Annotated in this window: 18 protein-coding genes and 1 CRISPR repeat array; of the genes, 12 read left to right on the top strand and 6 right to left on the bottom strand. The window is 71.9% G+C overall.

Annotated elements, in window-relative coordinates; genetic code table 11:
• Positions 1-127 precede the first annotated feature (127 nt).
• Positions 128-521: direct repeats of the CRISPR family, unit length 28 nt; unit sequence GGACCACCCCCGCACGCGCGGGGATCAC.
• A 119-nt stretch (positions 522-640) separates the two neighbouring features.
• From PZB75_RS11320 to PZB75_RS11300, 5 genes are all read right to left on the bottom strand, one after another.
• The gene (locus PZB75_RS11320) at positions 641-2,272 is read right to left on the bottom strand and encodes a penicillin-binding transpeptidase domain-containing protein (protein ID WP_275535176.1); all 1,632 of its coding nucleotides are present in this window, start codon (positions 2,270-2,272) and stop codon (positions 641-643) included.
• Between the two features lie 254 nt (positions 2,273-2,526).
• On the bottom strand, positions 2,527-3,015 hold the full coding sequence (locus PZB75_RS11315) for a hypothetical protein (protein WP_275535175.1): 489 nt from the start codon (positions 3,013-3,015) through the stop codon (positions 2,527-2,529).
• A 181-nt stretch (positions 3,016-3,196) separates the two neighbouring features.
• The gene (locus PZB75_RS11310) at positions 3,197-5,026 is read right to left on the bottom strand and encodes an alpha/beta hydrolase (protein WP_275535174.1); all 1,830 of its coding nucleotides are present in this window, start codon (positions 5,024-5,026) and stop codon (positions 3,197-3,199) included.
• Between the two features lie 9 nt (positions 5,027-5,035).
• A complete protein-coding gene (locus tag PZB75_RS11305; RefSeq protein WP_275535173.1) occupies positions 5,036-5,494 on the bottom strand; it encodes a hypothetical protein in 459 nt (152 codons plus the stop codon).
• A gap of 628 nt (positions 5,495-6,122) precedes the next feature.
• Positions 6,123-7,889 carry a phospholipid carrier-dependent glycosyltransferase gene (locus PZB75_RS11300; RefSeq protein WP_275535172.1) on the bottom strand — a complete coding sequence of 589 codons (1,767 nt, stop codon included), beginning with the start codon at positions 7,887-7,889 and terminating at the stop codon, positions 6,123-6,125.
• Between the two features lie 53 nt (positions 7,890-7,942).
• Between PZB75_RS11300 and rsmI the strand changes: the two genes are divergently transcribed.
• The 5 genes from rsmI (at position 7,943) to PZB75_RS11275 (ending at position 12,575) form a co-directional block, all read left to right on the top strand.
• Positions 7,943-8,839, top strand: a complete 897-nt coding sequence (gene rsmI, locus PZB75_RS11295) for a 16S rRNA (cytidine(1402)-2'-O)-methyltransferase (protein WP_275535171.1) — start codon at positions 7,943-7,945, stop codon at positions 8,837-8,839.
• Between the two features lie 158 nt (positions 8,840-8,997).
• A complete protein-coding gene (locus PZB75_RS11290) occupies positions 8,998-9,378 on the top strand; it encodes a hypothetical protein (protein ID WP_275535170.1) in 381 nt (126 codons plus the stop codon).
• 146 nt (positions 9,379-9,524) lie between these two features.
• Complete coding sequence (locus PZB75_RS11285; protein ID WP_275535169.1) at positions 9,525-10,391, top strand: TatD family hydrolase; 867 nt, start codon at positions 9,525-9,527, stop codon at positions 10,389-10,391.
• A gap of 292 nt (positions 10,392-10,683) precedes the next feature.
• Positions 10,684-11,664 carry a 16S rRNA (adenine(1518)-N(6)/adenine(1519)-N(6))-dimethyltransferase RsmA gene (gene rsmA, locus PZB75_RS11280; RefSeq protein WP_275535168.1) on the top strand — a complete coding sequence of 327 codons (981 nt, stop codon included), beginning with the start codon at positions 10,684-10,686 and terminating at the stop codon, positions 11,662-11,664.
• Complete coding sequence (locus PZB75_RS11275) at positions 11,661-12,575, top strand: 4-(cytidine 5'-diphospho)-2-C-methyl-D-erythritol kinase (protein ID WP_275535167.1); 915 nt, start codon at positions 11,661-11,663, stop codon at positions 12,573-12,575. The genes rsmA and PZB75_RS11275 overlap by 4 nt, the downstream gene beginning before the upstream one ends.
• Before the next feature lie 228 nt (positions 12,576-12,803).
• Here PZB75_RS11275 and PZB75_RS11270 read toward each other — a convergent pair whose 3' ends face one another.
• The gene (locus PZB75_RS11270) at positions 12,804-13,508 is read right to left on the bottom strand and encodes a lipoprotein (protein ID WP_275535166.1); all 705 of its coding nucleotides are present in this window, start codon (positions 13,506-13,508) and stop codon (positions 12,804-12,806) included.
• Between the two features lie 170 nt (positions 13,509-13,678).
• Here PZB75_RS11270 and PZB75_RS11265 point away from each other — a divergent pair, with 170 nt between their 5' ends.
• From PZB75_RS11265 to galK, 7 genes are all read left to right on the top strand, one after another.
• Complete coding sequence (locus PZB75_RS11265; RefSeq protein WP_275535165.1) at positions 13,679-15,511, top strand: ABC-F family ATP-binding cassette domain-containing protein; 1,833 nt, start codon at positions 13,679-13,681, stop codon at positions 15,509-15,511.
• 222 nt (positions 15,512-15,733) lie between these two features.
• Complete coding sequence (locus tag PZB75_RS11260; RefSeq protein ID WP_275535164.1) at positions 15,734-17,707, top strand: PQQ-binding-like beta-propeller repeat protein; 1,974 nt, start codon at positions 15,734-15,736, stop codon at positions 17,705-17,707.
• Positions 17,708-17,828: 121 nt separating this feature from the next.
• Positions 17,829-19,739: a PQQ-binding-like beta-propeller repeat protein gene (locus tag PZB75_RS11255; protein ID WP_275535163.1), complete on the top strand. Its 1,911-nt coding sequence runs from the start codon at positions 17,829-17,831 to the stop codon at positions 19,737-19,739.
• A gap of 256 nt (positions 19,740-19,995) precedes the next feature.
• A complete protein-coding gene (locus PZB75_RS11250; protein ID WP_275535162.1) occupies positions 19,996-20,757 on the top strand; it encodes a LuxR C-terminal-related transcriptional regulator in 762 nt (253 codons plus the stop codon).
• 306 nt (positions 20,758-21,063) lie between these two features.
• Positions 21,064-22,107: a galactose-1-phosphate uridylyltransferase gene (gene galT / locus PZB75_RS11245; RefSeq protein WP_275535161.1), complete on the top strand. Its 1,044-nt coding sequence runs from the start codon at positions 21,064-21,066 to the stop codon at positions 22,105-22,107.
• A gap of 83 nt (positions 22,108-22,190) precedes the next feature.
• A complete protein-coding gene (gene galE, locus PZB75_RS11240; protein ID WP_275538673.1) occupies positions 22,191-23,147 on the top strand; it encodes a UDP-glucose 4-epimerase GalE in 957 nt (318 codons plus the stop codon).
• Complete coding sequence (gene galK, locus PZB75_RS11235; RefSeq protein WP_275535160.1) at positions 23,144-24,331, top strand: galactokinase; 1,188 nt, start codon at positions 23,144-23,146, stop codon at positions 24,329-24,331. Before galE ends, galK begins: the two co-directional genes overlap by 4 nt.
• The last annotated feature ends 3 nt before the right edge of the window (positions 24,332-24,334 follow it).

Raw genomic sequence — 24,334 nt, 5'->3', positions numbered from 1 at the left:
CCGCTGATCCAGCTGACGACCACGAGCGAGCGCTGTTCGCCAGCCTGCGGGAGAGCTTTGGTTCTTCGTTCCCCGCGTATGCGGGGATAACCGCGACGGGCCGCGTGAGGGGCAGGCCCCACCGGGACCGGACCACCCCCGCACGCGGGGATCACTGGTCAGCCCTCGTCGGGCCATACGATGCGCGGGGACCACCCCCGCACGCGCGGGGATCACTTGAGGTCACTGCCCGGCCGGATCTTCCCGCAAGGACCACCCCCGCACGCGCGGGGATCACCTGAGTCTCGCCCCGAGCAACAGATTCGAGCCGGGACCACCCCCGCACGCGCGGGGATCACACGCCGGTCGAGCCGGACACCTCGCCGGCTTTGGGACCACCCCCGCACGCGCGGGGATCACGCGCAGATCGGCACGGTCCCCTACGCGCCCCAGGGACCACCCCCGCACGCGCGGGGATCACGGTTCCGCGCGGAGTCGTTTCCCCTTCTTGGCGGGACCACCCCCGCACGCGCGGGGATCACAGGAACTGACCTGCGGTTTTATGCGGGCGAGTGCCTGTTTTTACTTGCTTTCAGGAATTCCGACATCTCGCCGATCTCTCGCGTTCGGGGATGAGTGCCCCATCGTCCGTCCCGCCCCCTCAGCGCCCCGCCTTCAGTACCGCCGCCACCACCGGTCCCGCCGCGTCGCCGCCGTGGCCGCCCGACTGGACGACCGCCGCTGCCGCGAGGTCGTCGCTGAAGCCGGTGAACCAGCTGTTGGACGTCGACTGGCCGTCGACCTCCGCCGAGCCCGTCTTCGCGCCCTTGTCGCCGCCGACCCCCGCCATCGCGGCCTGGCCGGTGCCCCAACTCGCTGTCTGGCGCATCATGTTCGTCACCTGCTGGGAGACCGAGCTGGGCAGCGACCGGGCGGCGACGGCTATCTGCCGGTCGTCCAGGTCGCGCGGGACGATGATCGGCTGTCGGAACGTGCCGTTGCGGGCGGTGGCGGTGATGGACGCCATGTTGAGGGCGTTCATCTGGATCGCGCCCTGGCCGATGTACTGGGCGGCGGCCTCACCGTCCGTGACCTCCGGCACGCTGCCGTCGTACGTCACCACACCGCTCTGCCAGTTCAGGCCGATCCCGAACACGTCCCTGGCCTCCTTGGCCAGCGCCGAGTCGTCGTCCACGTCGTCGATCTGCTTGATGAAGGCGGTGTTGCAGGACCGGGCGAAGCTCGTGGTGAGCGTGCCGTCGGGGATGGCGAAGTTGTCCAGGTTGTGGAAGGTGCGGCCCTGGTACATGACGTCCTTGGGGCACTCGATCTTCCGGTCGGCGGCGGCCACCCCCTTCTCGATGAGCATCGAGGCAGTCACGATCTTCATCGTCGAGCCGGGTGCCTGCCGGCCCTGGAACGCCGTGTTGAAGCCGGTCGCCGGGTTGTTCGCTACCGCCCGGATCGCGCCCGTGGTCGGTCGGATCGCGACCACCGACGCCTGGCTGAAACGCTTCACCGCCGTCTCGGCCGCCGCCTGCGCGTCCGCGTCCAGCGTGGTCTGGACCTTGCCGGGGGTGCCCTTGGTCAGGGTGAGCAGCGTCTGCTTCGGCGTCGCGGCGTCCGGGCTCTCGATCCAGGTCTCAACCCCGGCCTTGCCCCCCGCGGTCTTGCCGTACTTCTCGCGCAGCGTGTCCAGGATCGACCCCAGGGACGGGTACTTCTCCTTCGTCAGCACCTTGCCGTTGTGGTCCACCGCCTCGATCGCGGGGGTCGTCACCTCTCCGGTCCGCAGGGTGGCGCCCGCCGTCAGCCGGGGGTGGATCACCGTGGGCTTCCAGTCGACGCGTGGGCTGCCGGTGGTCAGGCCGCGCACCACGGTCAGTTCGGAGGCGTACGACATGGGCTTGGACGTGCCGCCGTAGGAGACGGTCGCGTTGACCGTGAACGGCACCTTCGGGCCGACCGCGGGCCCCGGGGTGATCGCCGCGGCGGTGACGTGGGCGTCCTTGGCGAAGCCCGTCAGCAGCGGTTCGGCCTCGACGGGGTTGTTGGTGAGCTGTGACGCCGCGCTCGCGTCCCCGCTCGCCCAGGCCGCCAGGAACTTCTTCGAGGTGTCGGCGATCTCGGTCCCGTCCGGCGGGCCGGTCCGTATCTCGGCCGCCGCCGCCTTGGTGCCCGTACCGCCTCCGTCGCCGTCGGTCCCGAGCACGCTGTACGCCCCGTAACCCACGCCGCCGGCCACCAGTACGAACACTCCGCCGACCACGGCGACCTTCGCTCCAGTGCGCATCCGTGCGGCCCCCCTCCCCAGGAAATCCCCCTCGAACGGGTTCGAGGGGGAGCTGTTTCGCACCCTACGGGACAGGGGTGACAGTGGAGATGGTCGTTACCGGAATGCGATACGTGGTCAGGGCAACCAGCCGGTCGTGTTCGTGTGTCCAGCCAGGTCCGGTGCCGCCACGACCCGTCCGGGGCGGGGGACGGGTGCAGCCCGCTGAGCGGGGCGGTGCGGGACACGCGCCGCCGGGCTGTGGCGGGCCCGGTTCAGGAGTGCTCGACCGTCTGCCCCTCGGGGACCCGGTAACAGCCGGAGGTGACGTCGATGCCGATGCTCGGGGTGGCGCGCCCGCTGTACGCGACGACCCAGACGCTCACCTTTCGGGCGTCGTTGTCCGCGATGAGGTTGAGGTTCTTGTTGGCGCTGTTGTCGCGGTAGGAGTCCTTGACCACCCAGCCACCCGTGCTCAGCTTCTTCTTGAGGTTCGCCATGGCGGTGTCGTTGTCGGCACCGGACGTCGGCAGGAAGTTCCACGGGTGGTGGACCCGGAAGTAGGTGTCCGGGTCCTTGCCCTCACACTCCCGGACGCCCGGCCCAGGTGCGGACGCCTCACCCGGCACCCCCATGAAGTCGTGGAGCCGGCTGGAGACCTCCTTCACGGCGGCGACCGCCTCCGCGGTGCTCGCGGTGCCCGCGTACGGGATCTCCGGGGCCGTCGTGCCGGACGGGGACCTGCTGGTGTCGTTGTCAGTCATGCCACATCCGGTGAGGAGGAGTCCGGTCAGTGCGAGGGCCAGGCAGGCGCCGCCCGGCCGGTACCGACGCGGGGCGGGGAGTGGTGCACGGAGCATGAAGTTCCTCGGTGTTCCTCGGGGTCGGCGGGTCGGCGGGTCGGTGACGGTGCCGCGTGCGGCGATGCCGTCCGGGAGCGGCGCGCTACCGGGGAGCGGTGACGTCCCCGTACTCGCCGACCACGACCAGCGCCTGGTTCTTCAGCGCGGTCGTGCCCCGGGTCCAGTACTGGCTGTGGCCTTCCGATCTCTTCAGGCCATCGGGGCCGCTGCCCTCGGCGTGGGTGTTCATCTGGTTCGCCCCGAAGGCGTCGTCGCTGGGGATGATGAAGGTTCCGCCGCCGATCCTCCACTGGCTGCCGCCATGACCGTAACGGCCGATGTCGGGCACCTTGTCACCGTCGGCCTCCTCGTTCCACACATGCCCCTTCGGTACGTCCATCTCCCCGGCCGAACCGACCTTGACCCCCGGGCTTCCGGCGAAGATCACATCGTCGGCGTTGAGATCGCCCCTCTGCGCCGCGGCCCCGATGAGGGTGCTGCCGTACGAGTGCCCGATGGCCGTCCGGTGCGGTTCCCCGGGGCCGCTGTGGGAGGCGTCGAGGCCGTCCATGAACTGGCGGTAGGCCGGGGCGCCGTCGTAGGCGTAGTGCTCGAAGGGGGCGTCCTTGACGGGGTCCTGCGGAGCGTCGTAACCCAGCCAGGTGATGGTCGACACCGAGGAGCCCGGGGCCGCCTGGTTGGTCTGGCGCCAGAGATCGGTCATCCGGTCGATGTTGCCCCCGATGCCGTCCAGGTCGGACCCTGTGCCCGGCACGTACACCGCCTGGTGCTGCGCCGTGTCCGGGTTTCCGGTGGCGACGATGGCGCGGCCGTGCCCGTCGGGGCTGAAGCCGAGCAGATACGCCTCGGGCAGCCCTTCGGTGCCGGTGAGGTCGAAGCGGTTCCCGATGGCTTCCATGCCGTGGAGGGAGGCGGTGAGGTGGCGGTAGTCGTCGCCGTACTTCCGGTCCCAGTCCATCCATTCGTCGGTATGGACCCTGGCGCCCCCGGCGAGGGTCATCAGGATGGTCCACTCCTTGGCGGGCGGTTTCGGGATCGTGTCCAGCCTGATCCGGTACTCGGCCTGCTTCTCGTCGAACACGATCCGGTTGGCCTCGTCCCTGACCTCGGCGGGCAGACCGTCCAGCTTGCCCACGAGATCGGGGTGGAGGGAGAGGTACGCCTCCCGTTCCTGGTCGGTGAGCCCCTTCCACCAGTCGGCGTTCCGCGCGGGGGTGGCGTCCTTCGGCGGCCCGCCGATGGAGTCGAGGTAGTCCTGGCCGGCCTCCCGTACGCCTCCCATGTCCGACTGGGCGTCGGCGAGGTCGTGCGAGGAGACGGTGAGATCGTCGTCGGCCTTCAGCGCCCGTATCCTCGGCTCCCACTTGGCGTCCGCCTCCGTCGCCTCCCTGAGCGCGGCGGCGATCCGGTCCGCGAGGGCGATCGCCTCGGCGCGGTGGGGGTTGGGGTCGGGGCTCAGCCGGGCGAGGGCTGACTGGGAACCGGGGGCCTGGGGTGCCGCGCCGGCGGTGACCGTGCCGCCGGGGGGCGGCAGCTCGACGCTGTTGCGCGACTGTCCGGCCGGGTAGGTGACGCTGCCGTCGGCACCGACCGTGAACCTGAGCGCGTCCGCGTCACCGAGCGCGGACAGGAGCTTCCCGCGGGCCGTGTCCATGTCGTGGACGAACCCGTTGAGCGCGGCGCTCACCAGCCCGCACTCGATCTGCGTGTAGTGGAAGTTGGCCGACAGCTGCTTCAGCTCCGCGAGCGCGGCGTCCCGGGCCGTCCCCTTGAGGGAACCGCGCATGCCGGCCGCGACGACGTTGTCGATGTGGTCCTTGGCCGCGGCGGCCATGTCGCTGGTCGCGCGGTAGCCGTCGGCCGCCTGCGCGAACTCGGACGGCTTCAGCGCCTTGAGCGTCGCGAGATCCATGACGGCCCGTCACCGCCCCGGACCCTGGCCACCGACAGCGGGCGTGTCGGCGTACCGGCTGTCGATGGCGCCGAACGCCTCCCTGACGGCGTCGTCGGTCAGGAGGAGGTCGTGCCCGGCCTTCTCCAGCGCCTCCTTGACGCTGCCGCAGCGTTCGTCGACGCTCCTGACGTACCGGGACCACGAGTCGTACACGTCCTTCTGGGCCCCGGCGGTCAGGCACCCGGCGGCCTCGGCCCCCTGCTGCCCTTCGGCCAGCCGGGTCAGGGCCTTGCCCAGCCCCTCTTTCAGCGCTCCGACGCCCTCACCCGCCTTGTTCCACGCCTGCTGGGTGGACCGCAGGCCCCCGGTGACACTGCTCGTCGCGGGAGCGGGCCCGTCACCGGGCGGGTACTGGTTGAGCCGCATCTGCGTCCCGTGCCGCTGGGCGGTGTCCTGCTTCAGCTGTTCCCACTCGTCCCACGCCATGCGTGGTCTCCTCCCCCGTGGCCCCCGGACGTGCCCCGGGGAGCGTGGTCCCGCTGTGCCGCGCCCCACGAGAGGGGCGCCGCGGACGGTACGGACGGAAGCCCCGCCCGCCCTGGTGCCCTCGTCGAACGGCCCCGGGCAGCGGCCCCGAGTCATCCGCGCCTGGCCGCAGTGTGGCCCACCCCGGCCTGTGGCCGGAGCCCGGCCCGACTCGAATCGATCGCCCCGCACGGACGCCCTCCGGGCCGTACGGACAGCTCGGACCCTGTGACGCTGTGGAGACCAACGGCGTTATGTGGCACGGGAATTGGCTTGATTGGCTCTGCGGAGACAGGGGTCTTCCGGGTGGTTCGGGCCGGGTGGGGGGAGCGGGGCCGGGCAGATGCCGACGCGGGGCGCGGGGTGGCGGAGGTGCGGGGCGGTGGAGGTGCCGGGTGGCGGAGGTGAGGGGAGGTGCGGGGTGGTGGAAGCGCGGGGCGGTGGGAGGAGGTGCGGTGAGAGGAGGGGCGCGAGTGTGAGGCGGTGAGGGCCAGGCACCACGAGATGGACCGCGACGGGCCCGGCGTCATGTGGTGCCTGCGCGCGACGGGTCCGGCACCATCAGGTGCCGGGACCGTCGTCTCCGCTGCTACACCCAGGTGTCCAGCCACATCCGGTCCCGCCACGACCCGTCCGGGATGGGCGTGCCCGTGTAGATCGGCCAGAAGTAGATGAAGTTCCACACGATCAGCAGCACCAGCACACCCGCCGCGACCGCGCCCCATGTCCTGCGCCGCTCGCCGGTCGGATCGGCCGGTGGCGGGGAGAGGCGCCGGGCGGTGAGGGTGGCCGCCCCCGGGCCCAGCATCGCGCCGATCATCATCGTCACCGCCAGACAGAGGAACGGCACGAACACGACCGCGTAGAAGAGGAAGATCGTCCGCTCCTGGTACAGGAACCACGGCAACCAACCCGCCGCCACCCCACAGGCGATGGCGCCCGCCCGCCAGTCGCGGCGCAGCAGCCACCGCCACAGCACGTACACCAGTGCGAAGCACGACGCCCACCACAGCAGCGGGGTGCCGAGCGCCAGCACCTCACGGGCGCACTTGCCGGTCGCCGACGTCGTGCAGCCGTTCTGCTCCTCGTAGAAGTACGAGACGGGGCGGCCCAGGACGATCCAACTCCACGGGTTGGACTGGTAGGTGTGGCCGGACGTCAGGTTCACATGGAAGTCGTAGACCTGGTTCTCGTAGTGCCACAGGCTGCGCAGCCAGTCCGGCAGCCACGTCCAGTGGCCGCCCTTGCCGTCCTTCTCGGCCCAGTCGCGGAAGTACCCCTTGTCCGTGACGATCCAGCCGGTCCACGACACGAGGTACGTGGCGATCGTGACCGGCACCGTCGAGACGAACGCGGGCAGCAGGTCCCGCTTCAGCACCGCCTTGTACGGCTGCACCGCGCCCGCCGTCCGGCGCGCGCCGACGTCCCACAGCACGGTCATCAGGCCGAACCCGACCAGGATGTACAGGCCGTTCCACTTCGTGGCGAAGGCCAGTCCCAGCGTGACGCCCGCGGCGATCCGCCACGGCCGCCAGCCCAGCCGCAGGGTCTCCGCCACCCGGACGTCCGGCCGCAGCACCCCCTCCTCGTCCACCGGCAGCGCCGCCGCCAGCCGGGCCCGCGACCGGTCACGGTCGATCAGCAGACAGCCGAACGCGGCCAGGACGAAGAACATCAGCACCAGGTCGAGCAGCGCGGTCCGGCTCATCACGAAGTGCAGACCGTCCACGGCCAGCAGCACACCCGCCAGACAGCCCAGGAACGTCGAGCGGAAGAGCCGCCGTCCGATCCGGCACAGCATCAGCACCGACAGCGTGCCGAGCAGCGCGACCATGAACCGCCAGCCGAACGGCGTGAAACCGAAGATCTGCTCCCCGGCCCCGATGATCCACTTGCCGACCGGCGGATGCACCACATAGCCCGGATCGGTGGGGACCGGCACCTGTGACGGGTCGGCGAGGATCGAGCTGTCGATGTCCTTGGGCCAGGCGCCCTCGTACCCCTGCTCGGTCAGGGCCCAGGAGTCCTTCGCGTAGTACGTCTCGTCGAATATCACCGCCTTGGGGCTGCCGAGCTTCCAGAAGCGCAGCAGTCCGGCGATCAGCGTCACCAGCAGCGGCCCGCCCCAGGCCGACCAGCGCGTCAGCCGCGCCGCCCACCCCGGAGGCAGTGCCAGGACCGCCCAGAACTGCGGACCGGGCCGGGTGTACAGCGGGACCAGCCGCTCACGCAGTCCGATCTCCGGCCGGGGCGAGTGGCCGAAGCGGCGCAGCCGCCGCTGCCAGCTGGACGGCTCGTCGCCGTGCTGTTCCCGGGCGTCTTGGCCGCGCTGGGCCTCGGGTGCGGTACTCGTCACCGCGCCATCGTAGGGAACGCGGCTGTGCGCGTGGTGCCTCCCGTGCTGGGAGGATGGCCGATGTGACTGGAACGACTGGAACGCTGGTACTCGCAGGGACCCCCATCGGCGATGTGGCGGACGCCCCGCCACGCCTCGCCACCGAGCTGGCCACGGCCGATGTCGTCGCCGCCGAGGACACCCGGCGGCTGCGCCGCCTCACGCAGGCGCTCGGTGTCCACACCACGGGACGTGTCGTCTCCTACTTCGAGGGCAACGAGTCGGCGCGTACGCCCGAACTCGTCGAGGCGCTGACCGGGGGCGCCCGGGTCCTGCTGGTCACCGACGCCGGGATGCCGTCCGTGTCCGACCCCGGCTACCGGCTGGTCGCCGCCGCCGTCGAGAAGGACATCAAGGTGACCGCGGTCCCCGGCCCGTCCGCCGTGCTCACCGCGCTCGCCCTGTCCGGGCTGCCCGTCGACCGCTTCTGCTTCGAGGGCTTCCTGCCCCGCAAGGCGGGCGAACGGCTGGGCCGGCTCGGCGAGGTCGCGGGCGAGCGCCGCACGATGGTCTTCTTCGAGGCGCCGCACCGGCTGGACGACACCCTGGCCGCGATGGCGGAGGTGTTCGGCGCGGAACGCGGGGCGGCGGTGTGCCGGGAGCTGACGAAGACGTACGAGGAAGTGAGGCGCGGTCCGCTCGGTGAACTGGCGGCCTGGGCGGCCGAGGGCGTGCGCGGCGAGATCACCGTCGTCGTTGCGGGGGCGCCGGACACCGGACCCGACGAACTGGACCCCGCCGAGCTGGTGCGCAGGGTGCGGGTGCGCGAGGAGGCGGGGGAGCGGCGCAAGGAGGCCATCGCCGCGGTGGCGGCCGACGCGGGGCTTCCCAAGCGGGACGTCTTCGATGCGGTGGTGGCGGCAAAGAACGCGGAGCGGAGCGGCCCAGCGGACGGTAAAGGACTATCGTGAAAAGCAAAGCGTGACCCGCGCATCGGTCCCTTTTGCCACGATCGCGCCAAGACCGGTCCATCGTTCGACAGGGCCCGCTGCGTTCCCGCCGGGAAGGGCGTCCACTGGTTGTGGACGTACTCCCCGGAGTGCTTGTCCGACGGACAAGAGGAGCAGGCATGAGCGACATGGCAGCAACCACCGTCCACGAGGCGTATGCCTTCGCGTGCATGAGGTGTGGCTACGGCTGGGAACAGGCGTACGAGATAGAGCATCACGTCGACGGGTCGGGCCACGCCTTCGTGGTCTACACGGCGGACGGGCAGCGGGTTCCGTCCCCTCTCTCCACGCCCACCTGCGTGAACTGCGGGGGGCACGTGGTGCGGATCATGCGGTCCGGCCGGGTGTCGGACGTCCAGCGGCTGATCCACAAGGCCGTGCCGAAGCCGCCGACCGAGGAGATCGGAGTCCGCGACGGCGAGGCCGTGGCGGCGACCGCGGTCCCCGGAGAACCCCGTCACTGGCACTTCTCCGGCCTGAACCCCTTCCACCGCAGGTGACACGGCGCGGGTGACACGGCGCGGATGACGCCGCGCGTGATCCGAGCAGGCGAGGCCGCGCACCTGAGAGCGGTGGGCCGCGGGGGAGCGCGGGGAGCGTGGGGGAGCGCGGGCGTGGCGGTACGGCCCCTCGTACGATCGTGCCCATGAGCCGTACCGAAGCCCCGCCGCTGCCCGAACCCCTGCGGGTGCCGGTCGCCGATTCGCACACCCACCTGGACATGCAGGACGGCACCGTCGAGGAAGGTCTCGCCAGGGCCGCCGCGGTCAATGTGACGACCGTCGTCCAGGTGGGCTGCGACGTGGCGGGCTCCCGCTGGGCCGCCGAGACGGCCGCCGCCCATCCGGGCGTGCACGCGGCGGTCGCGCTGCACCCCAACGAGGCGCCGCGCATCGTGCACGGCGACCCGGACGGCTGGTCCCGCCAGGGCGCCCGCACCCCCGGTGGGCGGGCCGCGCTCGACGAGGCGCTGGCCGAGATCGACCGGCTGGCCGCCCTGGACCAGGTGCGCGCGGTCGGCGAGACCGGCCTCGACCGGTTCCGTACCGGCCCCGAGGGCATGGCCGCCCAGGAGGAGTCCTTCCGGGCCCACATCGAGATCGCCAAACGGCACGGCAAGGCGCTCGTCATCCACGACCGGGACGCGCACGCCGACGTGCTGCGGGTGCTGGCCGACGCGGGCGCCCCCGAGCGGACCGTCTTCCACTGCTACTCGGGCGACGCGGAGATGGCGCGGATCTGCGCGGAGGCCGGGTACTACATGTCGTTCGCCGGCAATGTGACCTTCAAGAACGCCCAGCCGCTGCGGGACGCGCTGGCCGTCGCGCCCATGGAGCTGGTGCTGGTCGAGACGGACGCCCCGTTCCTCACTCCCGCCCCCTACCGAGGACGGCCCAACGCGCCGTATCTGATCCCCGTCACCCTCCGCGCCATGGCCGAGGTGAAGGGGACCGACGAGGACACGCTGGCGGCGGCCGTCGCGGACAACACGGCACGCGCCTTCGACTACTGACGGCCGTCGGGCCGCCCGAACGCCCGCCCGGACGCCCGGATGCCCGGACGTCGGGCGGGGTGTGGGTATCGGGTCGGGCCGTCGGGCTTCGGATGCCGTCCGTGCTGTGGGTGTCTGGCCGTCGGGCTGCGGACGTCGTCCGTGGCGTGGGTGTCGGGCCGCCGGTCGGCGAGCGGTCGGCTCGGGCCGCCCGGCCGGTGGGCCCGGCGGTCGCCGGGCCCACCGGGGACATGGGCCGTCCACGGCCCGGCCAGGGGGACGCCGGGCCGCCCCGCACCCGTACGCTTTACGGGTGAGCACCACAGAGCCCGACGCCCTCCTGGGCCCCGCAGACATCCGCGAGCTGGCCACCACACTCGGCGTACGCCCCACCAAGCAGCGCGGCCAGAACTTCGTCATCGACGCCAACACGGTCCGCAGGATCGTACGGGCCGCGGAGGTGCGCCCGGACGACGTGGTCGTCGAGATCGGCCCCGGGCTCGGTTCGCTGACCCTGGCGCTCCTGGAGGCGGCGGACCGGGTGGTCGCCGTCGAGATCGACGACGTGCTCGCCGCCGCGCTGCCCGCGACCGTCGAGGCCAGGATGCCGGGGCGCGCCGACCGCTTCTCGCTCGTCCACTCGGACGCGATGCTCGTCGAGGAGCTGCCGGGCCCGGCGCCGACCGCGCTGGTCGCGAACCTCCCGTACAACGTCGCCGTGCCCGTCCTGCTCACCATGCTGGAACGCTTCCCGACCATCGAGCGGACCCTCGTCATGGTCCAGGCCGAGGTGGCCGACCGGCTGGCCGCCCGGCCGGGCAACAAGGTCTACGGGGTGCCGTCGGTGAAGGCCAACTGGTACGCGGACGTCAAGCGCGCCGGGTCCATCGGCCGCACGGTGTTCTGGCCCGCGCCCAACGTCGACTCGGGACTCGTCTCGCTGGTACGACGGGCCGAGCCGGTCAGGACCACCGCGAGCAGGGCCGAGGTCTTCGCGGTCGTCGACGCGGCCTTCGCCCAGCGCCGCAAGACCCTGCGCGCCGCCCTGGCGGGCTGGGCGGGTTCCGCCCCGGCTGCCGAGGCGGCCCTCGTCGCGGCCGGGGTGTCGCCGCAGGCCAGGGGCGAGGCGCTGACCGTCGAGGAATTCGCCGCCATCGCGGAGAACAAGCACGGGAGCAGGCCCGGGGACGGGACCGGGAACAGCGGGTCCGAGAGCAGAGGGCCCCGGAGCAGCGGGTCCGAGAACGAGTCCCGGAACGAGCCCGGGAGCAAGCCGCAGGGGAGTGCGTCATGAGCGCCGGCCGTCCGGGCTCCGGAGTCACCGTCCGGGTACCCGCCAAGGTCAATGCGCAGCTCTCGGTCGGCGCCCCGCGCCCCGACGGCTTCCACGACCTGGCCAACGTCTTCCTCGCCGTCGGCCTGTACGACGAGGTCACCGTCGCCCCGGCCGACACCCTGCGCGTCACCTGCTCGGGCCCGGACGCCGGTCTCGTACCGCTGGACGGCACGAACCTCGCCGCCCGCGCCGCCGTCGCCCTCGCCGCGCGCCACGGCATCAGCCCCGACGTGCACATCCACATCGCCAAGGACATCCCCGTCGCGGGCGGCATGGCGGGCGGCAGCGCCGACGCCGCCGCCGCGCTGCTGGCCTGCGACACCCTGTGGGCCACCGGCTCCACCCGGGACGAGCTGCTGGCCATCTGCGCCGAGCTGGGCAGCGACGTGCCGTTCAGCCTGGTCGGCGGCGCCGCGCTCGGCACCGGCCGCGGCGAGCGGCTGACCCCGCTCCCGATCCGGGGGACGTTCCACTGGGTGTTCGCGGTCGCGGACGGCGGGCTGTCCACCCCGGCGGTCTACGGCGAGTTCGACCGGTTGACGGCGGGCACCGACGTACCGGCCCCCGCCGCCGGGGAGGACGTCCTCCGGGCGTTGCGCACGGGCGACGCCGGCGCCCTCGCCGTGGCGCTGACCAACGACCTCCAGGCCGCCGCGCTCTCGCTGCGGCCCGAGCTGGCCGACACCCTCGCGGTGGGCATGTCGGCGGGCGCCCTGGCCGCCGTGGTCTCGGGCTCGGGGCCGACGACGGCGTTCCTGGTCGCGGACCGGTGGTCGGCGGAGAAGGCCGCCGACGAACTGCTGATGTCGGGCACCTGCCGCTCGGCCCGGGTCGCGCTCGCACCCGCCCCGGGGGCGTCCGTCGTCTGACGGGCGGACCGGGCGGGGCGGACGTCCGTGGAGGCGGTCACGGGTACGGGCGCGCGGGCGTCCGTGGAGGCGGTACGGGTACGGGGCCGTCAGCCGAGGCGGTACGGGTACGGACGCGGGGCCGTCAGCCGAGGCGGTAACCAGTACCGGCGCGGGGCCGTCAGCCGAGGGGTACGGGTACCGGCGCGGGGCCGTCAGCCGAGGGGTACGGGTACCGGCGCGGGGCCGTCAGCCGAGGCGCAGGGTCTTCCGCGCCAGCTCGTACGCCGGGAGCATCGCCTCGTGCTCCCCGGTGTCCAGCCCGCCGAGGTGCACCACGACCGGACCGCTCGGGGTGGCGACGGCGAAGGCGCGTTCCTTCTTGGACTCGTCGAGGAGTTCCACGGTGACGGTGTACGTGACCTCGGTCGCCGGAAGCGTGCCCGCCGTGGTCTCCCGGTAGGTGACCGCGCCCGCGCCCTTCTCCGCCGCGACGAACCGCTGAAGCACCTTGCGCGCGGTGTCCGCGCCGGGCTTGCCGGTCCAGACCCGGATGTATCCGATGTTCCCGGCGGGCTTGGCGTCCAGTTCGCAGGCGGCCTCGACCGGGCCCTGGCGGCCCAGCAGCGCGGCCACCTCGGGGTCCGGGTCCATGGTGACCGCCGCCGCCTTCCAGTCGGCCGCGATGTCGAACGTGACGGGCAGGGCGGCGCACGGCGAACCGGGGCCGCCGATGGTGCCACCGCCGACGGCGGCCTTCACACCGGTCTTCGCATCGGCCTCCGCGCCGGCCTTTGCGGCCGGCTTCCCGGTGGCCTTCGCGGACCCCGAATCCGCCGAGGCCGCCGAATCCGCCGGGCCGGTCGAATCCGACGAGCATCCGGCCACCGTCAGCGTCGCCAGCACCGCCAGCGCCGCCGCGGCCGTACCTCGTGTCCACCCGTCGCGTGCCATGCGGTCCCACCCCTGAGGAATTTCGCGGAAGCCCTGATGAGAGGGGTTCCGACCTTGATCGATCCGCCGCACGCTACCGCACCCCCGTGGCGGCCCGGGCCGCCCCCGCGCCGACCCCCGGCCAGCCCTTACCCTTGGACGTCGGTCCATCCCCTCGCAGCAGGAGCGAAATGGCAGTCAACCTGGTCAATGTCGAGTCAGTGAGCAAGGTGTACGGCACCCGTGCACTGCTCGACGGCGTGTCCCTCGGAGTGTCCGAGGGAGACCGGATCGGTGTTGTCGGCCGCAACGGTGACGGCAAGACGACGCTCATCCGGATGCTCGCCAAGCTGGAGGAGGCCGACACCGGGCGCGTCACGCACAACGGTGGACTGCGCCTCGGCGTCCTGACCCAGCACGACTCCCTCGACCCGCGGGCGACCGTCCGGCACGAGGTCATCGGCGATCTCGCCGACCACGAGTGGGCGGGCGACGCCAAGATCCGTGATGTGCTCACCGGTCTTTTCGGCGGGCTCGACCTGCCCGGCTTCGAGCACGGCCTGGACACCGTCATCGCCCCGCTCTCCGGTGGCGAGCGGCGCCGGATCGCGCTCGCCAAGCTGCTGATCGCCGAACAGGACCTGGTCGTCCTCGACGAGCCGACCAACCACCTCGACGTCGAGGGCATCTCCTGGCTCGCCGGACACCTGCGGACCCGGCGCTCGGCGCTGGTCTGCGTCACGCACGACCGGTGGTTCCTCGACCAGGTCTGCACCCGGATGTGGGACGTGCAGCGCGGCACGGTCCACGAGTACGAGGGCGGCTACAGCGACTACGTGTTCGCCCGCGCCGAGCGTGAGCGGATCGCCGCCACCGAGGAGAGCAAGCGGCAGAACCTGATGCGCAAGGAGCTGGCCTGGCTGCGGCGCGGTGCCCCCGCCCGTACGTCCAAGCCCCGCTACCGCATCGAGGCCGCCAACGAGCTGATCGCCGACGTGCCGCCGCCGCGCGACACCAGCGCGCTGATGAAGTTCGCCAACGCCCGGCTCGGCAAGACCGTCTTCGACCTGGAGGACGTGACCGTCCAGGCCGGGGCCAAGGTGCTGCTCACGCATCTGACCTGGCAGCTCGGACCGGGCGACCGGATCGGCCTGGTCGGGGTCAACGGTGCGGGCAAGACGTCCCTGCTGAGGGCGCTGGCCGAGGCGGCCCGCACGCAGGGCGAGGCGCAGCCCGCGGCCGGCCGGATCGTCGTCGGCAAGACGGTCAAACTGGCCTACCTCTCCCAGGAGGTCGCCGAGCTCAACCCGAGGCTGCGGGTGCTGGAAGCCGTGCAGCAGGTGCGCGACCGGGTCGACCTCGGCACGGGCCGGGAGATGACGGCGGGGCAGCTGTGCGAGCAGTTCGGCTTCGCGAAGGAGAAGCAGTGGACCCCCGTCGGTGATCTGTCCGGCGGTGAGCGGCGGAGGCTCCAGATCCTGCGGCTCCTGATGGACGAGCCGAACGTCCTCTTCCTCGACGAGCCGACCAACGACCTCGACATCGAGACCCTGACGCAGTTGGAGGACCTGCTCGACGGCTGGCCCGGCTCCATGATCGTGATCTCGCACGACCGGTTCTTCATCGAGCGGACCACGGACCGGGTGATGGCCCTGCTCGGTGACGCCTCGCTGCGGATGCTGCCGCGTGGGATCGACGAGTATCTGGAGCGCAGGCAGCGGCTGTCCGAACTGCCCTCCGCGGCTTCGGTGTCGGCCGCCGCGGCCAAGGACGAGGCGGCCGTCGCATCCGCCTCGGCCGGGACGGTCTCCCCGCAGGTGGCGCGCGCCGCGAAGAAGGAACTCCAGAAGGTGGAGCGCCAACTCGGCAAGATGTCCAGCCGGGAGACCGAGCTGCACTCGCAGATCGCCGAAAACGCCACGAACTTCGAGAAGGTGGCGAAACTGGACGCGGAGCTGCGTGAACTCGTGGCCGAGCGCGACGAGTTGGAGATGCGCTGGCTGGAGCTGGCCGAGGACGCCTGACGACTGCGTAACGACGGCATCACGGGGCGGTTCTCCCTTGGGAACAGGGGATGGACCGCCCCGGTGTGTGTGGTCCCTCGGGTGGTACAAAGAAGCCCCGCTCGACTGACGCATCGCCGCGGAACCCAGGCCCGATTCGCTCCTTTCCGACGGGGACCCACCTCGGCGGGATCGCGGGGGAGACCGGAACGGGCACCGGACCGCACGAAGGGGGACGTGCTGATGACCCAGCCGCCCGACCAGCAACAGCCGGGGGGCTTCGGGGCCCCTCAGGAGCCGACGGAGTCACCGCAGACCCCGGCCGGACCGCCGCCCGCCCAGCCGCCCGTGCGGCCTCCGGCCGGGCAGTCGCCCGCCGCGCCCACGGGACCGCCTCCCGCCGCGCCCCAGCAGCCGGGATACGGGTATCCGCAGGCGCCGGGCCAGGCCCCGGGACAACCGCCCGCTCAGCCCCCCGGCCCGTACGGTCAGCAGATACCCGGCGGGCCGGCGGGCCCGTACGACCAGCAGCCGGGACCGTACGGTCAGCCGCAGCCGGGACCGTACGGCGCGCCGGCCCAACCAGGCCCGTACGGTCAGCAGCCCGGTCCCTACGGTCAGCCGCAGCCCGGCCCCTACGGCGCGCCGACCCAGCCGGGCCCGTACGGTCAGCCGGCCGGACCCGGCTACGGCTATCCCCCGCAGTACCCCGGCGCACCCGCCCCCGGTGGACCGAACGGCCCCGTAGGACCGAACGGCCCCGGCGGCCGTACCCCCTTCAAGGGCAGGCCCGCGGTGATCATCGGGGCGGCCGTCGCCGCACTGCTGGTCGTCGGCACCGGAGTCTGGCTGGCCACGAGCGGTGGCGACGACGACAAGAAGCCCGTCGCCAAGGAGAGCGCCACCCAGCAGCAGCCGAGTGCGTCCCCCTCCGTGGACGAGGGCGACGGCAGCGGCGACGGCCGTGAGGCCGGCGACGACCTCAACGCGGGCCGCCAGGCCGGTGAGGCGAAGGTCCTCTGGCTCCAGAAGAACGACGTCGACCTTCCGCGCAACGGCGCCGAGGTCTTCGGCCCGTGGGTCGTCGGCGATGTCGTCGCCAAGGCGATGTACCGCCAGGTCTCCGGCTACTCCGTGACCGACGGCAAGCGGAAGTGGACGCTGCCGCTGCCCGCGGACATCTGTGCGGCCCCGCCGCAGGTCACCGCCGACGGCAAGGTGGTCATCGGGCTGAAGAACGGCACCACGGACAAGGCGGACTGCGCCGACATCCAGATGATCGACCTGAAGACCGGCAAGCCGGGCTGGAAGAAGTCGATCAGCAAGACCGGCATCTGGGACATGATGACGGACATCGGGATGGCCATCAGCGGCGACACCGTGACCGTCGGACGTACCAGCAACTCCAACGCGTACCGGGTCAGCGACGGCAAGGAGCTGTTCGGCGCGCAGTCGGGCGGCTGCCAGCGGTTCGCCTACGCGGGCGGCCCGAGGCTGATCGCCGCCTCCAGTTGCAAGACCGCCGATCTCGACAAGCCGCAGCACCAGTTGCAGGACGTCGACCCCGTCACCGGCAAGGCCAGGTGGACGTACCGGCCGCCGGTGGGCTGGGAGGTCGACAAGGTGTACTCGGTGAGCCCGCTCGTCGTCGGACTGACCCAGCGCACGCAGAAGAAGTGGAGCGTCATCGCCATCAAGGAGAACGGCACGCTCCGTTCCCAGATCGACGGCGGCAAGGACAAGTTCTCGCCGCGGTGCGCGGGCCGGTTCGCCGTCTTCGGCAAGACCCTCGAAGGCTGCGTCGGTGTCGCCGCCGACGCCAACACCTTCTACATGTCGACCCAGACCGACACCGCCGGCCGCGGCGGCACCAACAAGGTCGTCGCCTTCAGCCTCAACACCGGCAAGCCCAAGTGGCGGGCCGACGCCCCGAAGGACCGTGTCATCACGCCGCTGCGGATGGAGGGCGGCAATGTGCTGCTCTACGTCGAGGCGTCGTACGACAGGGGCGGAGCGGTCGCCACGCTCGCACCGACCGGCGGCGCACCCGAGGTGGTGCTCCAGCACCCGGACTCGACGGCCGCCATCGAGGCGTCCTTCTACGACCCGGCGATCGTCTACGCGGGCGGTCGCACGTTCATCGCGAGCCACCACATCAGCGCCGCCAACGACAAGGCGGAGCTGGAGACCAAGACGATGATGGCCTTCGGCAACTGACGGCGCTCCCCACGGCCGCCCCGGGCCGCCTGCCGAACGACCGCACGTCGGACGGCCCGTCCGGCGCCGACCGGTCTTCCCCACTCCTTCGCCCCCTTCCGCTCCAAGAGGTACACACGCCATGACCCAGCCCCCCAACGACCCGCCCCAGGAGGGTTTCGGCCCCCCGCAGGACCCGCCCCCCGGTGGGTTCGGCGCTCCGACCCCGCCGCCCTCCGACCCCCTCGCCAAGCAGCCGCCGCCGCCCACCGGCCCGCCCGCCGGCGGCTACGGCACCCCGCAGCCGCCGCAGCCCGGACAGCCGCCGCAGGACCCGGCGTACGGCTACCCGCAGACTCCGCCGCCCCCGCAGCCCGGCTACGGCTTCCCGCAGGGACCGCCGCCCGGTCAGCCCGGATATCCGGGTAGCCCCGGATATCAGGGACAGCCCGGTCAGCCCGGATACCCGGGGCAGCCCCCGCAGCCGGGTTACGGCTTCCCGCAGGGGCCGCCGCCCGGTCAGCCCGGCATGCCGCCCCAGCAGGGGTACGGCTATCCGACCGCCCCCATGCAGCCGCAGTACCTGCCGCCCCAGGGCGGCAACGGCGGCAAGAAGTTCGGCACGCAGGCGCAGATCATCGTCGCGGCGGTGGTCGCCGTGGCCCTGATCGTCGGGGCCGGCATCTGGTACGCCACCGGCGACAGCGGTGACGACAAGAAGTCCGAGGCGGCCACCTCGGCGGGTGCCGACGGTGGGGACAAGAAGGGCGAGGAAGGCCAGGGCGGCGACTCCGGCGGCGCCGAGAAGGCCCCCGCGAACACCACGTCCAAGGTCGGCTTCCAGCTCCCGCAGCCGAAGGTCACCGACGTCACCACCGTCGCGGGCTCCTGGCTCACCGACAAGGCGTACGTGAAGACCGGCGTGTACGAGATCGTCGGTTACGACGTCGCCAAGGGCACCAAGCTCTGGTCGATCCCACTGGCCGGTCAACTCTGCGCCGCCTCACGGCACATGAGCAAGGACTACAAGACGGCCATCGCCTTCGAGCCCGCCCGGCGGACCGCGGCGAAGAAGTACCAGAGCTGCACCCAGGTCGGTGTGATCGACATGACGACCGGCAAGCTGCTCTGGAGCAAGTCGGTCGTCGCCGCCACCAACGGCGACGAGCCCGTCCGGTTCGACGAGATCACCCTCAGCGGCACCACGGTCGCCGCGGGCGGCACCAGCGGCGGCGCCGCGTTCGACCTGAACACCGGCGCCGAGCGCTGGAAGCCGAAGGTCAGCGCCGACCGCTGCTACGACAAGGGGTACGGCGGCGGCGAGGCGCTCGCGGTGGTCCGCAAGTGCGGTACGTACGACAACCCGCAGCTCATCATCCAGGCGCTGAACCCCACCACGGGCGCACCGATCTCGTCGTACAACATGCCGCCCGGCGTCGACTACGCGAACATCGTCTCCACCAAGCCGCTGGTCGTGGCCGCCGACGTCGGTGACACCGCCGGTGACGGCAGCGGGATCTCCGACTTCTTCTCGATCGACGCGGCGACCGGCAAGCTGCTCGCCAAGATCCCGGCCGAGGCGGACAAGTACGCCGGGATGTGCCGCAGCACCGAGGTCGAGTCCTGCCGTCACCTCGCCGTCGGGAACAACCGCCTCTACATCCCGACCGAGGAGCACGACGACACCAACGAGGTCCTGTCCTTCGACCTGGCCACCGGCAAGCTCACCGGCGACAACGCCCCGTCCGGCGACCGCTTCACCATGCGCCCGCTGCGGATGGACGGCGACGACGTGATCGTGTACAAGGAGCCCCCGTACAACCGGGGCGGCCAGATCGTCAGCATCGACGGCAAGACGTTCAAGCAGACGCTGCTGATGGACAACCCGTCCGACCGGGAGATCCGGGACGCGGAGACCAGCTTCTCCGCCAACTACGCGGAAACGCTCTACGGCGAGGGGCGGATGTTCATCTCCGAGACCATGATCAGCAAGCCTCGGCAGAGCACGCTGAGCGCCAAGGAATACCTCGTCGTGTCCTTCACCACGAGCTGACAGGCACCTGGACGGATTCGGCTCGCGCCCGGGTCCGTCCGAGCGGAGCGGGACGGCCCCGCCGGTCGATCGTCACGACCGGCGGGGCCGATCGTTTTGCGCCTGTCATGCCGTCAAGTCGCCCTGAACGAACTGTATTTCGGCATTCTCGACGGCTTCTGCCCGCTACCGGGCACGTGACGCCGGACGAGCGTGTACCTTGCCGGGGCAGGAGGACCGGTGGGCCGGGTCCCGGGGGATGAGGGGCGGTTGCTCGATGGGCGTGCGGCTCATGGTGGTCGACGACCACCGACTGCTCGCCGAGGCACTGGCCTCGGCGCTGAAGCTCCGGGGACACCGGGTGCTCGCGGCGACCGCGCCGACCTCCGGTTCCGCCGAACTCGTGGTCGGCCGGGTCCCGGAGGTCTGCCTCTACGGGACGGCGACGCCCGCCCGGCCGGGCGCCTTCGACCCGATCGTACGGATCAGACGCGAACGCCCGCAGGTGGCGGTGGTGGTCCTCGGGCCGGTGTCCGACTCCTGGGGCATCGCCGCGGCGTTCGCCGCCGGAGCCGCCGGATACGTACGCCACGACGAACGCATCGAGGGCGTCGAGCGCGCGATGCTCAAGGCGCGGGCGGGGGAGTCGGCGGTCGCCCCGCGGCTGCTCCAGGGCGCCTTCGCCGATCTGCTCAACCCGGCGGCGGCCCCGGACGACGAGGGCCAGCGACTGCTGCGGCTGCTCACCCCGCGCGAGGCCGAGGTGCTGCTGCGGGTCACCGAGGGCGAGGACACCCGGCGGATCGCGGCCGGGATGCGCATCGCGCCCAGCACCGCCCGTACGCATGTGCAGCGGGTGCTGGTGAAGCTGGGTGTCGGCTCCCGGCTGGAGGCCGCGGCGCTGGCGGCCCGGACGGGGCTGCTGGAGCGGGCGGGTCTGTCGGGCCGGGCGGGTCCGTCCGGCGGGGTGGGGCAGCCGGACAGGGTGGAGATGCCGGATCGGGCGGGCGCACCGGACCGGACGCGACCGGTCATGTGAGGTGCCGGGTGAACCGGCGCGAGGTGGCACCCGGGCCCGTTGGGGGTGCCGGGTGAGCCGGCGCGGGTGTCGCCGGGCCCGTCGAGCGCTCCGCCACGCGGGCTGAACGCGGAACAAACGCTCGCCCGATGTTTGGAAAACGAACATTCTGCGGGGCCATTCGGGTGCCACTCTGTTCGGCCTCGATCGTTTTCACAGTGAATGACCACTTTCCTCCCCCTGATCGCGATGAGCTGACGCGAACGGGTGATTGACGACCCTGTTTACTTATGGTTCCTTGTGTGTGTTCGTGTTTGGAGGAATCTGGTGAAGAAAACGGTGAGGACCCTCGCCGACGGCCGTCAGCTCATCTACTACGACTCCCGGGACGACGTCGTCCGCGAGGCCGTCGACCGACGGCGGCTCGATCCCGTCTCGACCTCTTCGGAGGTCCGCCGCGATCCGCTCCTCGGTGAGAGCGTCGCCATCGCCTCGCACCGGCAGGGCCGCACCTACCACCCGCCCGCCGACGAGTGCCCGCTCTGTCCCTCCCGGGAGGGACGGCTCAGCGAGATCCCCGACGAGGACTACGACGTCGCCGTCTTCGAGAACCGGTTCCCGTCCCTCAGCGGCGAGTCCGGCCGCTGCGAGGTCGTCTGCTTCACCTCCGACCACGACGCGTCGTTCGCCGACCTCACCGAGGAGCAGGCCGCGCTCGTCCTCGCGGCCTGGACCGACCGCACCACGGAGCTGGCCGAACTGCCCCAGGTGAGGCAGGTGTTCTGCTTCGAGAACCGGGGAGCCGAGATCGGGGTCACGCTCGGACATCCGCACGGGCAGATCTACGCGTACCCCTTCGTCACCCCGCGCACCACCCTCATGCTGCGCTCGATGGAGGCGCACCAAGCGGAGACCGGCCGCAACCTCTTCGACGACGTCGTCCGCCGTGAGGAGGCCGACGGATCACGTGTCGTGCTCGCCGGTGAGCACTGGGTGGCGTTCGTCCCGTACGCGGCGCACTGGCCGTACGAGGTCCATCTGCACCCGCGTCGCCGCGTCCCCGATCTGCGCGCGCTCGACGAGGCTGCCCGCGCGGAGTTCCCCCGGATGTATCTGGAACTGCTGAGGCGGTTCGACCGGTTGTTCGGTCCCGACGAGCCCGCGACCCCGTACATCTCGGCCTGGCACCAGGCGCCGTTCGATGTTCCCGGGCGCGACGGGTTCGGACTCCATCTGGAGCTTTTCACCATTCGGAGAAGCTCGGGCAAGCTGAAGTACCTCGCGGGCTCCGAGTCCGGCATGGGCGTGTTCATCAACGACGTGCCGCCCGAGACCGCGGCCCAGCGACTGCGAGAGGCAGCGAGCCAGTGACGACCGACCCCCACCTCCCCGCCGATACCCCCCACGCCCCCGACCCCGCATCCCGTCGCCCCACCGAGTCCCGGAAGAAGTACCTGGTGACGGGGGGCGCGGGATACGTCGGCAGCGTGGTCGCCGCCCATCTGCTGGAGGCCGGGCACGCGGTGACCGTCCTCGACGACCTGTCGACGGGCTTCCGCGAGAGCGTCCCGGCCGGAGCCGTGTTCGTCGAGGGCCGCGTCCAGGACGCGGCCCGCCGGCTGGACCCCTCGTACGACGCGGTCCTGCACTTCGCCGCCTTCTCCCAGGTCGGCGAGTCCGTCGCCGATCCGGAGAAGTACTGGGTCAACAACGTCGGCGGGACCACCGCCCTGCTCGCGGCGATGCGTGACGCCGGGGTGCGGACCCTGGTCTTCTCCTCCACGGCCGCGACCTACGGCGAACCGGCCTCCACCCCCGTCACGGAGGCCGCCCCGACCGCGCCCACCAGCCCGTACGGTGCCTCAAAGCTCGCCGTCGACCACATGATCTCCGGTGAGGCCACCGCCCACGGCCTGGCCGCCGTCTCGCTGCGGTACTTCAACGTGGCGGGCGCGTACGGCCGTTACGGGGAGCGGCACAGCCCCGAGACGCATCTGATCCCGCTCGTCCTCCAGGTCGCCCTGGGGCACCGCGATTCGATCTCCGTCTACGGCGACGACTACCCGACCCCCGACGGCACCTGCGTCCGCGACTACATCCATGTCGCCGACCTCGCCGACGCCCATCTCCTCGCCCTGGAGGCGGCCACCGCGGGTGAGCACCTGATCTGCAACCTCGGCAACGGCAACGGATTCTCGGTGCGCGAGGTCATCGAGACCGTCCGCGCGGTCACCGGACGCCCGGTCCCCGAGACCGCCGCCCCGCGCCGCGCCGGTGACCCGGCCGTCCTCGTCGCGTCGGCCGCCACGGCCCGCGAACGCCTCGGCTGGCAGCCGGCCCGCGCGGATCTGGCCGCCATCGTCTCCGACGCCTGGACGTTCGCCCGCCGTGAGGAGGTCACCGCCCCATGACCGCGGACGGCCCCGAATCCTCCGGCGTCGCAGAGCTGACCGCCTCCTTCACCGCGCTGTACGGCACCGGGCCGGACGGCGTCTGGGCGGCCCCCGGCCGGGTCAACCTGATCGGCGAGTACACCGACTTCAACGACGGCTTCGTGCTGCCGCTCGCGCTGCCGCACACCACACGCGTCGCCGCCGCCCGCCGCACCGACGGCGAACTGCGCCTCCACTCGGCCGACGTACCGGGCGGTGTGGTCCGCCTCCGCGTCGACGAACCGGCCTCGCGCTCCGAGCACGGCTGGGCCGTCTACCCCGCCGGAGTCGTCCGGGCGCTGAGAGAGGCCGGGCACCCGGTGACCGGCGCCGACCTCCACTTCCGGTCCACCGTGCCGACCGGCGCCGGACTCTCCTCGTCCGCGGCCCTGGAGACGGCCACCGCCCTCGCTCTCGACGACCTCTTCGAACTGGGCCTGAGAAGACCCGAATTGGCGCTGCTCGCCCAGCGCGCCGAGAACGAGTTCGTCGGAGTCCCCTGCGGGGTCATGGACCAGATGGCGTCCGCCTGCTGCACCGAGGGCCACCTCCTGCACCTGGACACCAGAGACCTCACGACCAGTCAGATTCCGTTCGACCTCACCTCGTTGGGCCTGCGGCTCCTGGTCGTCGACACCCGCGTCACCCACCAGCTGGGCGACGGGGCGTACGCCGAGCGGCGGTCCGGCTGCGAGGCGGGCGCCCGGACGCTCGGCCTGCGGACCCTGCGCGAACTGCCCTACGACGAACTCCCCGACGCCCTCGAAAGGTTGACGGCGGCCGGTGCGCACGAGTCCGTCGTGCGGTACGTACGCCATGTGGTCGGCGACAACCGGCGGGTGGAGCGGGTCGTCGCACTGCTCGAAGCGGGTGAGGTACGGGCCGTGGGTCCGGTGCTCACCGAGGGCCACGCCTCACTCCGCGACGATCTGAGGGTCTCCTGCCCGGAGCTGGACCTGGTGGTGTCGGCGGCGAACGAGGCGGGTGCGCTGGGGGCCCGGATGACCGGTGGCGGCTTCGGCGGTTCGGCGATCGTGCTGATCCGCGAGCGGGACGCGGACGCGGTCACAGCGGCGGTCCTGAGGGCGTTCGCCTCGGCAGGGCACCGGCCCCCGGGAATCTTCCCCGCGGTCCCCTCGCCTGGCGCGCGCCGCCTGGTCTGAGCG

Origin of the sequence: Streptomyces sp. AM 4-1-1 (assembly GCF_029167625.1) — a bacterium.
Classification (GTDB): domain Bacteria; phylum Actinomycetota; class Actinomycetes; order Streptomycetales; family Streptomycetaceae; genus Streptomyces.
This window is presented reverse-complemented; position numbering and strand designations above follow the sequence as displayed.